Origin of the sequence: Phreatobacter sp. AB_2022a (assembly GCF_026847585.1) — a bacterium.
In the GTDB taxonomy this organism is placed as follows: Bacteria; Pseudomonadota; Alphaproteobacteria; order Rhizobiales; family Phreatobacteraceae; genus Phreatobacter.
In genome coordinates this window covers 54,991-70,146 of the sequence record NZ_JAPSET010000035.1, presented here as the reverse complement: position 1 = coordinate 70,146, position 15,156 = coordinate 54,991, and the positions used below count along the sequence as shown (strand labels likewise).

General features: G+C 68.3%; 12 protein-coding genes and 1 pseudogene. 11 read left to right on the top strand and 2 right to left on the bottom strand.

Going from position 1 to position 15,156, the window contains the following annotated elements; genetic code table 11:
- Positions 1-980, bottom strand: a pseudogene (locus tag OZ671_RS22645) (hypothetical protein); the annotation flags it as partial.
- 202 nt (positions 981-1,182) lie between these two features.
- Between OZ671_RS22645 and OZ671_RS22640 the strand changes: the two are divergent.
- The 3 genes from OZ671_RS22640 (at position 1,183) to OZ671_RS22630 (ending at position 4,287) form a co-directional block, all read left to right on the top strand.
- Positions 1,183-2,169, top strand: coding sequence for a tripartite tricarboxylate transporter substrate binding protein (locus OZ671_RS22640; protein WP_268862820.1), 987 nt, complete (start codon positions 1,183-1,185; stop codon positions 2,167-2,169).
- Positions 2,170-2,276: 107 nt separating this feature from the next.
- Positions 2,277-2,777 (top strand): tripartite tricarboxylate transporter TctB family protein, encoded by a 501-nt coding sequence (locus OZ671_RS22635; protein WP_268862819.1) that lies wholly within the window; start codon positions 2,277-2,279, stop codon positions 2,775-2,777.
- A 37-nt stretch (positions 2,778-2,814) separates the two neighbouring features.
- Positions 2,815-4,287, top strand: a complete 1,473-nt coding sequence (locus tag OZ671_RS22630; RefSeq protein ID WP_442957116.1) for a tripartite tricarboxylate transporter permease — start codon at positions 2,815-2,817, stop codon at positions 4,285-4,287.
- Between the two features lie 29 nt (positions 4,288-4,316).
- Here OZ671_RS22630 and OZ671_RS22625 read toward each other — a convergent pair whose 3' ends face one another.
- The gene (locus tag OZ671_RS22625) at positions 4,317-5,513 is read right to left on the bottom strand and encodes an alpha/beta hydrolase (RefSeq protein ID WP_268862817.1); all 1,197 of its coding nucleotides are present in this window, start codon (positions 5,511-5,513) and stop codon (positions 4,317-4,319) included.
- Between the two features lie 294 nt (positions 5,514-5,807).
- Here OZ671_RS22625 and OZ671_RS22620 point away from each other — a divergent pair, with 294 nt between their 5' ends.
- The 8 genes from OZ671_RS22620 to OZ671_RS22585 all read left to right on the top strand — a co-directional run bounded on the left by OZ671_RS22620 (position 5,808) and on the right by OZ671_RS22585 (position 15,100).
- Positions 5,808-6,098 (top strand): hypothetical protein, encoded by a 291-nt coding sequence (locus OZ671_RS22620; protein ID WP_268862816.1) that lies wholly within the window; start codon positions 5,808-5,810, stop codon positions 6,096-6,098.
- 4 nt (positions 6,099-6,102) lie between these two features.
- The gene (locus OZ671_RS31995) at positions 6,103-7,560 is read left to right on the top strand and encodes a methyl-accepting chemotaxis protein (RefSeq protein WP_328286397.1); all 1,458 of its coding nucleotides are present in this window, start codon (positions 6,103-6,105) and stop codon (positions 7,558-7,560) included.
- Positions 7,561-7,621: 61 nt separating this feature from the next.
- Positions 7,622-8,605: a methylmalonyl Co-A mutase-associated GTPase MeaB gene (meaB, locus tag OZ671_RS22610; RefSeq protein ID WP_268862815.1), complete on the top strand. Its 984-nt coding sequence runs from the start codon at positions 7,622-7,624 to the stop codon at positions 8,603-8,605.
- A gap of 124 nt (positions 8,606-8,729) precedes the next feature.
- A complete protein-coding gene (locus OZ671_RS22605; protein WP_268862814.1) occupies positions 8,730-9,725 on the top strand; it encodes a Bug family tripartite tricarboxylate transporter substrate binding protein in 996 nt (331 codons plus the stop codon).
- Positions 9,726-9,829: 104 nt separating this feature from the next.
- Positions 9,830-11,266 (top strand): amidase family protein, encoded by a 1,437-nt coding sequence (locus OZ671_RS22600; protein WP_268862813.1) that lies wholly within the window; start codon positions 9,830-9,832, stop codon positions 11,264-11,266.
- Between the two features lie 214 nt (positions 11,267-11,480).
- A complete protein-coding gene (locus tag OZ671_RS22595; protein WP_268862812.1) occupies positions 11,481-12,983 on the top strand; it encodes a helicase HerA-like domain-containing protein in 1,503 nt (500 codons plus the stop codon).
- A 174-nt stretch (positions 12,984-13,157) separates the two neighbouring features.
- Positions 13,158-13,607, top strand: coding sequence for a hypothetical protein (locus OZ671_RS22590; protein WP_268862811.1), 450 nt, complete (start codon positions 13,158-13,160; stop codon positions 13,605-13,607).
- A gap of 101 nt (positions 13,608-13,708) precedes the next feature.
- Entirely contained in the window at positions 13,709-15,100 is a 1,392-nt protein-coding gene (locus OZ671_RS22585) for a M20/M25/M40 family metallo-hydrolase (RefSeq protein ID WP_268862810.1), read from the top strand.
- Positions 15,101-15,156: the final 56 nt, after the last annotated feature.

Sequence of the window (15,156 nt, the reverse complement as noted above, 5' to 3'; positions counted from 1 at the left end):
ATGGCGGGCGCCAGCAGCAGGGAACCGACGATGGCGAGCAGCGTCTGGTGCCGGACATGGGCGAGGGCCATGTGGGTCAGCCCGATGATGACGAGGACGCGCAGGAGCGGCACCTGGATGCCGAAGGCGAGCGCCAGGGCGAAGCCGCCGAGCAGCACCAGCTCGAACGGCTCGATCCGGCTGAAATCGTGGGCGCGCCACTCGATGATGGCGGCCTGGGCCTGATCGAGCCCGAGGACGCGGAAAGCCGCGAGGATCACTTCGGGACCATAGGGGTGAATGCAGGCGAAACCGACCGCCAGCAGGCCGAACAGGGCCCAGCCGAAAAACACGCGCGGCCGATCGGTGCGCGTGGCCCTCAGCATAGCCTCCAGTGCCAGTGGCGCGCCGAGCGCAAGGCCGAACATGAAGCTGCCGTGCAGATTGGCCCAGAGCGTCATCAGAGGCAGCAGCCGGAAGCCGGGCGCGCGTCCGGCCTCCGCCGCGTCGAGCAAGCCGACCACCCAGGCGACGAGCACCGGCAAGGCGATGAGATGCGGGCGGGCAAGCGCATGCGGCGCGCTGAGCGCGATCGCCGCGCCGATCAGCACCAGCGCCGGCCGCCAGTCCAGCCGCCGCAGCAGGGCATGGGCGAGGCTCATGAAGGCGAGCGCTGCCGCGGCGGCCGCGAGTGCCGCGACGCCGGTCCAGCCGCCGGCCCGGAAGGCGAGGGCCATGGCGACCTGCGACAGCCATTCCTTGGCGATCCAGAAGCTGCCCGGCATCGTATGGGAATAGCCGTCGGTCCAGGGAAAGGCCCGGCTGCGCAGGATCTCCTCACCGACAAAGACGTGCCAATGGCTGTCGGGGTCGTTCAGCAGGCTGCCCGCGAGCAGCATGAACAGGCCGTAGAGGCCGGCGCCGATCGCCAGGACCAGGCGCATGTCGACCGGCCGCGGCGCGGGCAGGGGATTGGGACCGATCAACGTCTCGATGCGCATCGGACGAGTGTTGCCAGGAGTGGGCGAGATTCGCATCCGGCAAGCCGCGCGTGCGGTCTATGCCGGAGATCGCGGCGGCGCGCAGGTGCCATGCGAGGCCCTCCCGTGGCTCACGGATTGCCAAGCTCGGCGTTCCGGTGCAGCCTTCTGTGATCACAGAAAGAGGCCGGATGAACCGGCCGGTCGACACGGGAGGAAGTCGATGACGATGCCGACACGCAGAACCCTGCTCAGCTCCGCCGCCGGCCTCGGCGTGGTGGCGCTCGCCGCGCCCGCTCTTGCCCAGGCCTATCCGGCGCGGCCGATCACGCTGATCGTGCCGTGGGGCGCGGGCGGCGGCACCGACGCGACCGCGCGCATCGTCGCATCGATCCTCGAGCGGGAGCTCGGCCAGCCGGTCAATGTCGTCAACCGGACGGGCGGTTCGGGCGTCGTCGGCCACTCGGCGATCGCGACCGCCGCGCCCGACGGCTACACGATCGGCATGCTCACGGTCGAGATCTCGATGATGCACTGGCAGGGGCTGACCGAGCTGACGCCGGCGAGCTACACGCCGCTGGCGCTGATGAACGAGGATCCGCCGGGCGTGCAGGTGGCGGCGAGTTCGTCGTACCGGACGATCAAGGACCTCGCCGACGCGATCAAGGCCAATCCCGGCAAGCTCAAGGCGTCCGGCACCGGCCAGGGCGGGATCTGGCATCTGGCCCTGGTCGGCTGGCTCGGCGCCATGGGCTTGCCCGCCAATGCAGTGCCATGGGTGCCGTCCAACGGCGCGGCGCCGGCCATGCAGGACCTCGCCGCCTCGGGCCTCGACATCGTCACCTGCTCGGTGCCGGAGGCGAAGGCCATGCTCGATGCCGGCCGCGCCCGCTCGCTGGCCATCATGGCGCCGGCCCGCAATCCGCAGTTCCCCAACGTGCCGACGTTGAAGGAAGGGCTCGGCATCGATTATTCGGTCGGCGCCTGGCGCGGCATCGGTGCGCCGAAGAACCTGCCGGTGCCGATCGCCGAACGGCTGACCGCGGCCCTCAAGAAGGCCAATGAATCCAAGGAATTCCAGGAATTCATGAACAATCGCGGCTTCGGCATCAAATGGGCCGACGGCGCGGGCTTCGCCAAGTTCATGGCCGATGGCGATGCCGCCATGGGCGTTGCCATGAAGGCGGCCGGCCTCGCCAAGCAAGGCTGACGCGGGCCCTCGGGCTCGCTCGCACGACCGGAGCTGCGCCGGCCGGCGGCATTGCCATCCGGGACGGCGCGCACCGACTAGACCAACCCGATCCTGCCAGGGGACCCATGCATCTTTCCGATCGTGTGACGGGCGGATTTTTTGCAGCCCTCGGAGCGGCCGCCGCCTATGGCGGCTCGCTCCTGCCGCCAGTGCCAGGCCAGCAGGTCGGGCCGAACGTATTTCCGATGGTCATCGGTTTCGGCCTGATCGCCTGCGGCCTCGCCATTGCCTTTGGCGTGGGGCGCTCCTTCGAGGAGCCGGAGGAGATCGTCACGTCGGAAGATGGGTCTCATGCGCCGGCCGACGCCCTGCCTCCGCCGGTTCGCCATGGGGCGCTGAAGACGCTGGTGCCGCCGCTGCTGCTCCTGTTCTACGCCTTCAGCGTCGATATGCTCGGCTTCATCCCGACCGCGGCGATCATGGTCCTCGCCACCTCGCTCGCCCTCGGCGGCACCTGGCGCACGGCCGTGCCTCTGGCGCTCGTCGCGCCACCCGCGGTGCACCTGATCTTCGCCAAGCTGCTGCGGGTGCCGCTGCCCGCCGGCCTCCTGCCCATGCCGTGGTGAGGGGCCGGCCATGAGCGCCTTCATTGACGCCATCGGGATGGTGCTCGCGCCCGACGTGCTCGTCGCCATCTTCCTGTCCGCCGTCTACGGGCTGGTCGTCGGGTCGCTGCCGGGGCTGTCGGCCACCATGGCGACGGCCCTGCTGGTGCCGGTCACCTTCTATCTCTCGCCGATCGCGGCCGTCGCCACGATCATCACCGCCTCGGCCATGGCAATCTTTTCCGGCGACATCCCCGGCTGCCTTCTGCGCATCCCGGGCACGCCGGCCTCCGCGGCCTATACGGATGAGGCCTACGCGATGACCCGCAAGGGGCAGGCCGAGCTCGCGCTCGGCATCTGCCTCTGGTTCTCCGCGCTCGGCGGCGTGTTCGGCACGCTCTCGCTGATCCTGATGGCGCCCCTGCTCGCCGAATTCGCCCTGTCCTTCTCGACCTTCGAATATTTCTGGCTCGCCTTCCTCGGCCTGATGTGCGCGACGCTGGTGGCACGGTCGTCGCCGGTCAAGGCGATCGCGGCCATGCTGGTCGGCCTTCTGATCGCCTGCGTCGGCATCGAGAACCCGGCGGGCACGCCGCGTTTCACCTTCGGCTTCACCGATCTGCTCGGCGGCATCGAGGTCGTGCCGGCGCTGGTCGGCTGCTTCGCGGTGGCCGAGGTCATGCGCGCCATGTCGGTGCCCGAGCCTCCGCCGCTGGCACGGCGAAAATTCGGTTCGATCCTCGCGGGACAGTGGAAGCTGACCAAGGAATATCCGGTGCAGCAGACCCGCGGCAACATTGTCGGCATCATCATCGGCGTCCTGCCCGGCGCCGGCGCCGACATGGCGGCCTGGGTCTCCTACGCCATGGCCAAGCGGTTCTCGAAGACGCCGGAAAAGTTCGGCACAGGTCATCCCGAGGGGCTGATCGAGGCGGGCGCGTCCAACAACGCCTCGCTTGCGTCCGGCTGGGTGCCCTCGCTGCTCTTCGGCATTCCCGGCGATACCATCACCGCCATCGCCATCGGCGTGCTCTACATGAAAGGGCTCAATCCAGGCCCGACGCTGTTCACCGAGAAGGCGTCGAGCATGTATGCGCTCTACATCATCTTCATGCTGGGCAATGTCATCATGATCCCGCTCGGCATCGTCATGATCCGCCTGGCGAGCCATGTGCTGCGGCTCAAGCGCTACGCCATCATGCCCGTCATCGTGCTGCTCTGCGCGGTCGGCTCGTTCGCGACCGGCAACAACCTTTTCCTGGTCATCACCGTCGCCGCCTTCGGCTGCATCGGCTACGTCATGGAGAAGAACGGCTATCCGGTCGCCGCCATGGTGCTCGGCGTAGTCATGGGCTCGATGGTCGAGCAGCATTTCGTCACGTCGCTGATCAAGTCGGACGGATCGATCCTGCCGTTCTTCGAGCGGCCGGTCTCGGCCGTGCTCGCCGCCATCACCATCGGCCTGTTCGTCTGGCCGCTGGCGGTCTGGCTCTGGCGCCGGCGCCCCGGCCGGACGGTGCCTGCGACCTGATGCGCAGCATCCGAGGGACGTGACCGGCTTCAGTTGGCGCTGGCCGGCTGGATCGCGGGCAGGGCTTCTGTCGTTACGTCCTGACGGGCGCTTTCCGGCTGGCCGGCCATCGGCGCCTGGGCCTGGGGCGGCTGCAGTTCCGGCGGCAGCGGCGGCGGGGTGGTCGGCGCCGGCGGCAGCGAGTCCTCGATGACCGGCGGCGAAGCGATCTTGCCGCCGATCAGCCGGACGATCTCGGGCGCTTCCGCGAAGGTGCCGTGACGCAGGAGATCGGTCCAGCCCTGCGAGGTCATCGTGAAGACGCGCACGCCGAGCCCGGAAATGATCTCGCGGTGCTGCGGATTGCGCACGTCGAGCGCGCCGAGACGCTGGCGGTCCCAGGCGACCGTCATGGAAGCGGCGAGCGCCCGGTCGTCGGACTGGACGAACAGCGAGATGCGGCCCGGCCGCGCGACGCGCGCGACCTGTCCGCGGAACACCTCGACATCGAGGTCCGGCGCCGCCAGGATCACCTCGCCCAGATGGCCGTTCGCTTCGCCCCGCCCGGCAATGCCGGCCTGGCGCAGGCCCTCCATGGTCAGGAAGGCGCCCATGGAATGGGCGATGAGATGGATGCGTCCGATACCGGGCACGTCGCCGAGATCGGCGAGCAGCTTCTCGAAGGCATCGCGCGATGCGGTCGCAATCTCCCGGTCGCCGCCATAGGCCAGCATGCGCCGGTAGCTCGGCCAGGTGAACAGGACCGGGGTGCCGCGGAAGCCGGCATCGGTCGCCACCTGGACGAGCCGGAAGGCGGCCTCGTCGTAATCGGTGTTGAAGCCGTGGATGTAGACGAGCACGTCGCGCTGGTCGGCCGGCTTGGCGGCGATGGCCTGGGCAAGCTGGCTGCGGAATGCATCGGGCGTCAGCGCGGTGCGGTCCGCCAGGACGAAGTGGCGCGACGGGCTCTCGGCGGTGAGCGTCGGGCGCGGAATGGTGCCGACCTGATGGCCGGGGGGCACGGTGACGACCTGACGGTAGAAGCGTGCCCGCTCGCGGGTCGGATCGCCCAGCCGGTCGCCCGGCAGAGCCGGACGCGTCGAGGTCACGAAGACGTTGACCGCGCGGATCTGGCCGGGGCGGCTCGCCAGGGCGCCGACCGAGGCAGAGAGGCCCGAGGCGTCCGCGCCGAGGCAGCCTGCCATCAGCAGCGATGCCAGTCCCACCAGAGCGAAACGAATGACCATAGCGGGTTTGCGGAGCGGCGGCGCGGGCATGGGGGCGGCATGGAATTGCGAAAAGAGGTCATTGCCGCACGCCGTCTTGCCGAAGCGTGAATCGCGGCAGGCGGACGGGAGGGGTGCGCGTGGCGTTACCGGCTGTGCGTGGCGGGAATGCGGCCGAACCGCGGCCGCGACCCTCCATGCGATCGGGTTGTATCGGACGTGTTCTGCAATTAACGAGAAATAAGCGACTATTCGCCAGAGTAGCGGCGCGTTGCAACACGATGGCCCGGCGGTACTGCGAGGTAGAGCTGCCAGATGCGGTCGGTTCTGATCTTTGCCGCCGTCATAGCGGCAGTATTCGCCGCAGCCTTTGCCAGTCCGGGCGCCGGCGGCGACGTCGCCGTTGCGGTTTCGCCCTTCGCCCCGGCGAGCCGGGCGGCCGAAGTCGTCGCGGCGGCCGAGGGGGCGCTCGTCACGCCTTCGCGCTTCGGCTGGATCGTCGTCGCGCGCGGCGAGCGGCGTGATTTCGTCGCCGGGCTCTACGCAGCCGGCGCGTGGCTCGTTTTCGACCCGCGGATCGTGGGCGCCTGTCTCCAGAAGGAGTGAGCTCATGCAGGGACTTGAGGAACTGCGTCGGAAGTTCGGGCTGGTCCTGGTCCCGTTCCTCTGGGCGAATGTCGCATTGATCGCCGTGCTGGCGCTGGTACTCGGCAGCAGCTCCGTTGCCGTCGCGATCGGCGGTGCCGTCGTTATCGCCGGTGGCGCGACAGTGTGCTGGTGGCAAGATCGGACCGGTCCGGCCACGCGCATGGTGACCGCCATGGCGGCGTCCGCGCTGGTCGCACTGCTCGTCTACGTCTTCGCCGGGCACCGCTATCAGATCGACATGCACATGTATTTCTTCGCCATGCTGGCGGTGGTCGCCGGCTGGTGCGACTGGCGCGCCATCGTGGCCAATGCGGCGGTCACAGCCGTGCATCACCTCGTGCTGAATTTCGCGCTGCCCGCAGCGGTCTTCCCGACCAGCAACCCGGATCTGATGCGGGTGATCGTCCATGCCGTCATCGTCGTGGTCGAGACTGCGGTGCTGACCTGGCTGACGTTTCGCCTGCAGGCGCTGTTCGTCGCCTCGGACGCGGCCATGGCCGAGATTCTCGCCGCGCAGACCGATTCCGCGGAAACCAGGCGGACCTCCGCCGCGCTCGCCGAGCAGAGCGAGCGCCTCGCGCAACGCGCCCGCTCGGCAGAAGAGTTCACCGCCCGCCTTCAGGCGCTGGCGGGAAACCTGATCAGCTCATCGTCGGAAGTTGCGGAGGCTGCGCGCAACCTCTCCTCCGCCGCGCGCGACACGGCGGAGCGGGTCCAGGCCGTCGCCTTCGCGGCCGAGAATGCGTCCGGCAACGTACAGACGGTCGCCGTCGGAGCGGAACAGCTCGCCGCCTCGATCGGCGACATCAACGGCCAGGTCGCCCGTTCGGCCGAGGTCGCCCGCAGCGCGGCCGAGGAAGCGGCCCGGACCAATGACAACATCATGGCCCTGACCGCCGCGGCCGGCCAGATCGGCGACGTCGTCGCGCTGATCCGGGCGATCGCCGCGCAGACCAATCTGCTTGCGCTCAACGCCACCATCGAGGCGGCGCGCGCCGGCGAGGCGGGCAGGGGGTTTGCGGTGGTCGCCTCGGAGGTCAAGCAGTTGGCGGCCCAGACCGCCCGGGCCACCAACGAGATCGGCGACAAGATCACCGAGATCCAGTCGGCGACGACGGTGACGGTCAGCTCGATCTCACGCATCGTCGCGACGATCGGCACCATCCGCGAGGTCACGTCGGCGATCGCAGGGTCGATCGCCGAGCAGGGCGCGGCGACCGCCGAGATCGCCGCCAACACGCAGCGCGCGGCAAGCGGCACTGCCGACGTCACCGGCAATATCGTCGGCATCGGCCAGTCGGCCGAGGTGACGGGAACCGCCTCTGCCCGCCTGACCGGGCTGTCGCGCTCGCTTGCCGACCAGTCGGCCGAACTGCAGCAGGCGGTGGCCGCCTTCATGGATGACCTCAAGGCGGCCTGAGACCTCTGGCGGATGCGTTCGGTGCTCGCATTGAGACCCCGGGTTTGTTACCAACCCGGTCATGCGTGCGCCGATCGACATTGAACAGCTCTCCCGCGCCATCCGTGCCGGCGACCGTGCGATGCTGGCGCGAGCCATTACGCTGGTCGAATCGACGAAGCCCGAGCACCAGGCGCTGGCGCGGGATCTGGTGCAGCGCCTGCTGCCCGAGACGGGCCGCGCGATCCGCATCGGCATTACCGGCGTGCCAGGCGCTGGCAAGTCGACGACCATCGACACGTTCGGCTCGAACCTCACTGCGGCCGGCCACCGGGTTGCGGTCCTGGCGGTCGATCCGTCGTCCTCGCGCACCGGCGGCTCGATCCTCGGCGACAAGACGCGCATGGCGCGGCTTGCGACCGACCCCAACGCCTATGTGCGGCCCTCGCCCTCCTCCGGCACGCTCGGCGGTGTCGCCGCCAAGACGCGCGAGACCATGCTTCTCTGCGAGGCCGCGGGCTTCGACGTGCTGCTGGTCGAAACCGTCGGCGTCGGCCAGTCGGAGACCGCGGTCGCCGACATGACCGACCTTTTCCTGGTGCTGATGCTGCCGGGTGCAGGCGATGAACTGCAGGGCATCAAGAAGGGCATCCTGGAGCTTGCCGACATCATCGCGGTCAACAAGGCCGACGGCGACGGCGCGGCGCGCGCCAAGTCGGCTGCCGCCGAATATCGGGCGGCGCTGCACATCATGGCTCCCCGCTCGCGCGTCTGGTCGCCGCCCGTCCTGACCATATCCGGCCTTGCCAACGAGGGGCTTGACGCGCTCTGGCAGCAGATCGAGGCCTATCGCGCCAAGATGGAGGCTTCCGGCGATTTCGCCGCCCGCCGCCGATCGCAGGGCGTCAAATGGATGTGGACGATGCTGCAGGAGCGGGTGACCGACCGGCTGAAGCGCGATCCCGCGCTGAAGGCGCGGCTGCCGGCGCTGGAGGCGGAGGTCGCGAGCGGTCGCGTCGCGCCGATGGTGGCGGTCGAGGAGATCGCTGCGGCGCTCGGGCTCTGACCGTCCCGGCCGACCAGCCATCCCCGCTTGTCTGTTGTTGGACCGCCGAGGCCCGCACTAGCCTTGCCAGTCACCGGAGCGAGGCGTGGGAAACGCCGAATCGCGGGTGGGCAGGGGGCTTCCAATGACGTTGACACGCCGCGCCGTCGGCCTTGCGGCGCTCGCCGCGCCTTTCGTTCTGCCGTCGCATGTGCTTGCGCAGACCATCCCGCTGAAGCGGCTGGTCGTGCCGTTCCTGGCGGGCGGTGCACTCGACTTCGTCGGCCGCTTGCTGGCCGACGCGCTGGCGCCTGCCACCGGTGGCCGCGTCGTCGTGGAGAATATCGGCGGTGCCGGCGCGATGCTGGGCATCGCCAATGTCGCCAACAGCCCTGCCGACGGCGCGACCGCCGGCATCGCAACGGCCTCGACGCTGATCACCAACAAATATCTGTTCTCGCGGATGCTCTACGATCCCGACAAGGATCTCACCGCGATCAGCCGTATCGCCACCGGCACCATCCTGTGCGTCGTCAATGCCAAGCGGGCCGAGGAGCGGGGCTGGAAGAGCTTCCGCGATCTGATCGCCTGGGGCCGTGCCAATCCTGGCAAGATCAATTTCGGTTCGTCGGGCCTCGGTCAGACGTCGCATCTGATGCTGGGCCTCATCAATGCCCGGTGCGGCACCGGCATGGTGCATCTGCCCTATCGGGGCGGCGCCCCGGCGATCGCCGATCTGATGTCCGGCAATATCGACGTCATGTTCGACACCATGGCGGCGCTCCTGCCCAATGTGGCGGCCGGAACCTTCCGGGCGCTGGCGGTGGCGAGCCTGGAGCGGCAGTCCTTCCTGCCGGACGTGCCCGGCATGAAGGAGTTCGCCGATCTGAACCTCGCCGATGTCGACATCCAGACCTGGTTTGCCGTCGTGGTGCCTGCGGCGACGCCGGCGCCGATCGTCGCCGATTATCACAAGGCTGTTCTCGCGGCCGTCGCGACCGAGCGCTATGCGACGCGCATGACACCGGCCGGGCTGAGCGCCGCGACCGATGCGTCACCCGCGGCCCTGAAGGACCTCATCCGGCGCGAGAACCCGTTCTGGGAGGAACTCGTCCGGGTCTCCGGCACCAAGCTGGACTGAGCCGTGCCGTGGACGAGCCCGCTGCGGGACGCAGATGACCTCTGCCGCCTCGCGGCTCGACTTGCGCTCCGGCCGTCCGCTACCGTTCCGGCGCTGACAAGAGCATGAAGGGAATAGGAAACGTGGCTAAGGCACCGATTTGGCAGTGGTCCGCCGTCGAGACGGCGGCGGCGATCAAGAAGGGCAAGGTCTCATCGGAGGAGGTGGTGCGCGCCCATGTCGAGCGCATGCATCAGGCCAATCCGAAGATCAATGCCGTGGTCGTCGATCTCAGCAAGGACGCCATCAAGGCGGCCAAGGCTGCCGACAAGGCGCTGGCTAAGGGCAAGGACGTCGGGCCGCTGCACGGCGTTCCCGTCACCATCAAGATCAACATCGACGTCCAGGGCCAGGCCAATTCCAACGGCGTGGTGGCCCTCAAGGACAATATCGCGCCGGGCGATTCGCCGGTGACCAGCAATCTGAAGAAGGCCGGCGCGGTCATCATCGGCCTGACCAACACGCCCGAATTCTCGATGCGCGGCTTCACCGACAATCCCCTGCACGGGCTGACGCTGAACCCCTGGGATCCGGCGGTCACCTGCGGCGGCTCGTCCGGTGGTGCCGGCGCCTCGGTGGCGATGGGCATCGGCACCATCGCGCACGGCAATGATATCGGGGGCTCGCTGCGCTGGCCGGCCCAGTGCAACGGCATCGCCACCATCAAGCCGACCCAGGGCCGGATCCCCGCCTTCAATCCGAGCGCGACGGCCGAGCGGCCGCTGATGGCCCAGTTCATGTCCTCGCAGGGGCCGATGGCGCGCGAGGTGCGCGATGTGCGCCTCGGCCTCGAGGTGATGGCACAGCGCGATCCGCGCGACCCCTGGTGGGTGCCGGCGCCGCTCAAGGGCCCGAAGCCGAAGGGGCCGATCAAGGTCGCGCTCGCCAAGATCCCGCGCGACATGGATACCGATCGCTCGGTGATCGCGCTGGTCCGCAAGGCCGCCGACCACCTCAGCGATGCCGGCTACAACGTCTCCGAGGTCGAGGTGCCCGATCTCGGCGGCGTCTGGCAGCTCTGGTGCAACCTGATCATGACCGAACTCGCCGTTCTGCAGGAGGAGCAGATGCGCGCGACCACCAGCGCGGATTTCCAGAAGACGCTGGATGGTTTCCTCAAGCTGTCGACCCGGCTCGACCAGGCCGGCTACATGAAGGCCATTGCCGATCGCTCGCGCCACATCCGCAACTGGATGACTTTCCTCGAAGACTATCCGCTGGTGCTGACCCCGACCACGGTCAAGCGCACGCCCGAGACCAATGCCGATCTCGGCGGCGACAAGCGGGTCAGGGAACTTTTCCACAACGACCTGCGGTTCATCTCCTCGATCAACGTGCTTGGCCTGCCGGCCGCGGTTGTGCCGGCCGGGATCAACAAGGGCCTGCCGGTCGGCGTGCAGATCGTCGGCTCGCGCTATCGCGAGGATCTCTGCCTCGACGCCGCCGCCGCGATCGAAAGCAGGGTCGGCATCGTGACCAAGGAGCTGTGGGGGCGCGGCTGACGGCCGCGGCGGCGGTCGGTGCCTTTGGTCGCCGGCCGCCCCGTTTCCGTCGCAGTCTTGGTCTGTTCTTGGCCGCAACGCCGTTGCCGGCCTCCCGCGGGCGGCCAGCAGCCCGGATTTTGAGCATCGCGCGCCGCCGATCCCGCTTGGCGGCGGTCGCGCTGCGTTGCTACAACCCTTCGCGGATGCAGCGCCAACGACCAGGAATGAAGCCATGGCCGACGACAGCCTCTTGATCGGCAAGAGCACAAAGCCGGAAGTGCTCGCTCTCAAATTCGGCAACAGGCACGGCCTGATCACCGGCGCGACCGGCACCGGCAAGACAGTGACCCTGCAGGTTCTCGCCGAGGGCTTCTCCAATGCCGGCGTGCCGGTCTTCGCAGCCGACATCAAGGGCGATCTGTCCGGGGTCGCCGCCATGGGCGAGGCCAAGCCCTTCATCACGGAGCGCGCGAGCCAGGTCGGCATGACCTGGGCGCCAGCCGCCTTTCCGGTCACGTTCTGGGATCTCTTCGGCGAGCAGGGACATCCGATCCGCGCCACCATTTCCGAGATGGGACCGCTGCTCCTGTCGCGGCTGATGGATCTCAACGAGACGCAGGAAGGGGTCATCAACATCCTCTTCCGTTATGCCGACGAGAAGGGTCTTCTGCTGCTGGACCTGAAGGACCTGCGCGCTATGCTGTCCGAGCTCGGCTCGAACAAGGAGCTGCAGAACGAGCTCCGTGCGGCCTATGGCAATGTCTCGCCGCAATCGGTCGGCGCGATCCAGCGCCAGCTTCTGACCCTCGAGAATCAGGGCGGCGGGCAGTTCTTCGGCGAGCCGGCGCTGCTGCTCAAGGACCTGATGCGGACCGACCGCGACGGCCGGGGCATCATCAACCTGCTGGCCGCGGACAAGCTGATGGGCAGCCCCCAGCTCTACGCCACCTTCCTGCTGTGGCTGATGTCGGAGCTGTTCCAGGAACTGCCCGAGGTCGGCGATCTCGACAAGCCCAAGCTGGTCTTCTTTTTCGACGAGGCCCACCTCCTGTTCAAGGATGCGCCGAAGGCGCTGATCGAGAAGATCGAGCAGGTGGTGCGCCTGATCAGGTCGAAGGGCGTCGGCATCTATTTCGTCACGCAGAACCCGCTCGACGTGCCCGACACGGTTCTCGCTCAGCTCGGCAACCGCGTGCAGCATGCCCTGCGCGCCTTCACGCCGCGCGACCAGAAGGCGGTCAAGGCCGCGGCGACGACGTTCCGGCCGAACCCCAAGCTCAATACCGAGGCGGTCATCACCGAACTCGGCAAGGGCGAGGCGCTGGTCTCCATGCTGGAGGGCAACGGCGTGCCGTCGATGGTACAGCGCACCTTGATCGCGCCGCCGACCGCGCGGATCGGTCCCATCACGGTCGAGGAACGGCAGAAGATCATCGCGGCGAGCCCGATGAAGGGCAAATATGACGAGGTCGTCGATCGCGAATCCGCCTTCGAGCAGTTGCAGAAGCGCCATCAGGAGGACGCCGCGCCCCAGGAGGCCGATGCGGGTGGTCTCGGCGGACTGCTCGGCAGCATTCTCGGCGGCGGCGGTGCGCCGGCCGGCAAGGGCGGACGCACCCGCATGACGACGAGCGAGGTCATGATCCGCAATGCCGCCGGCTCGATCGCCCGGTCGGTCGGCACCCAGATCGGCCGTGCGCTGATCCGCGGGGTGCTTGGCGGCTTCCGCCGCTGAGCCTCCCTTGACGTCGGCGCGGCGGCCCGATCACGCCGCGCCTCTGCCAAATTGTCGCGGTCCGGACGAACCGGTGCACTTCGGCTCTGGTCGACTGGTATGGCAGTCAGTTAACATGTATCTTATCGGAGAAGTTGCAGCGGCGGCCTTCGCGCCAATGTCGGGATTTATGCCATGGCAGGGATGAAGCAGATCCAAGCGGCGCAGGTCCTTCTGCTGCGAACGGCCTCGGCAGAGGCCGACAAGGCCGCCCAGGACCTCCGCGATCTCGGGATGGTACACGTTGCAGTGGTGACATCTGTGCTGGAACTGGCGGTCCGGATCGCCGGCGGCAAGGTCAATGTCGTCGTGGTCTACGAGCAGGACACGGCTGCGGCGGTGCTGCGCGGCGAGGACGGCCTGGTCCAGGCGCCGCCGGATGCACGCACGGCCTCGATCCCCTGCCTGCTGCTGACGCCGGAGGCCGGCCGCCGGACCACGCAGGCGGCCCAGGCCGCCGGCTTCGCCGCCGCTCTGCCCGACACGGCGCCTGCGCGTGTCATCTATCGCCGGGTCGGGGCCCTGATGCAGCGTGTGCGGCGGCTGGGGCGGGAGCGCGATGCCGCCCAGCGCGCGGCGGCCTGACGAGACCTGTTTTCGGGCGACACCTGACGCCCCCGCGGGGCGTTTCCAAATGCATTGGCGCGCGCTAGCGTCGCGGTCCCGCCAAAGCTGGACATTCCGCCATGACCTCGTCGCGCCCTCTCGAACAGGTACTCGCCAACGTCGATTCAACTCTTGACCAGAGCCTCGAGCGGCTGTTCGCGCTGCTCCGCATCAAGTCCATCTCCACCGACAGCGCCTATGCCAAGGACTGCGTCGAGGCGGCCGAGTGGCTCGCCGCCGATCTCAGGACGATCGGCTTTGCGGCCGAGGTCCGGCCGACCGGCGGTCATCCCGCCGTGGTGGCCAAGAGCCCGGGCGATGCCGGCCGGCATGCGTTGTTCTACGGCCATTACGACGTTCAGCCGGTCGACCCGCTGAACCTGTGGGACACGCCGCCTTTCGAGCCGAGCCTTGCGACCGGCCCGGATGGGGCCAAGCGCATCCTGGCGCGCGGCGCCTGTGACGACAAAGGCCAGGTGATGACCTTCGTCGAGGCCTGCCGCGCCTGGAAGGCGGTGACCGGCTCGCTGCCCGTGGGGCTGACACTGCTGATCGAAGGCGAGGAGGAGAGCGGCTCGAAACATCTCTTCGATTTCGTCAGGGCGAACAAGGACGATCTCAAGGCGGATGTCGCGCTCGTCTGCGACACCGGCATGTGGGACAGCGACACGCCGGCCATCACCACCTCGCTGCGTGGGCTCGTCTATGAAGAGGTCAAGGTCATCGCCGCTGATCGCGACCTGCACTCGGGCGTCTATGGCGGCGCAGCGCGCAATCCCATCCACGTTCTCGGCAGGATCGTCGGCGCGATCCATGGCGATGACGGCCGCATCGCCATTCCCGGCTTCTATGACGGCGTGAAGGACCTGCCTCCCGACGTCAAGGCGGACTGGGAGGGCCTGGGGCTCACCGCCGACGCCTTCCTCGGCCCGATCGGGCTCAGCGAGCCGATCGGCGAGAAGGGCCGGCTGCTGATCGAAATGATCCAGTCGCGACCGACCTGCGACGTCAACGGCATCATCGGCGGCTATACCGGCGAGGGTACCAAGACGGTGATCCCGTCAGAGGCTTCGGCCAAGGTGTCGTTCCGACTGGTCGCCGGGCAGGACCCGCTCAAGATCCGCGAGGCCTTCCATGCCTTCGTCCGGTCCCTGCTGCCGGTCGACTGCAAGGTCGAGTTCATCAGCTACAAGGCGAGCCCTGCCATCGAGCTGCCCTGGACCATGCCGGCGCTGACGGCGGCGCGTGCTGCGCTGACGGCGGAATGGGGACGCAAGGCCGTGACCATCGGCTCGGGCGGCTCGATCCCGATCGTCGGCGACTTCAAGAATGTGCTCGGGCTCGATACCCTGCTGGTCGGCTTCGGGCTGGAGGATGACCGCGTCCATTCGCCGAACGAAAAATACGACCTGAAGAGCTTTCACAAGGGCATTCGCAGCTGGGCGCGCATCCTCGACGCGCTGGCGCAGTAACGACGCGTCGCACAAGAAAACGCCGCGCGGGCAGGGCTCGCGCGGCGTATTGTTTT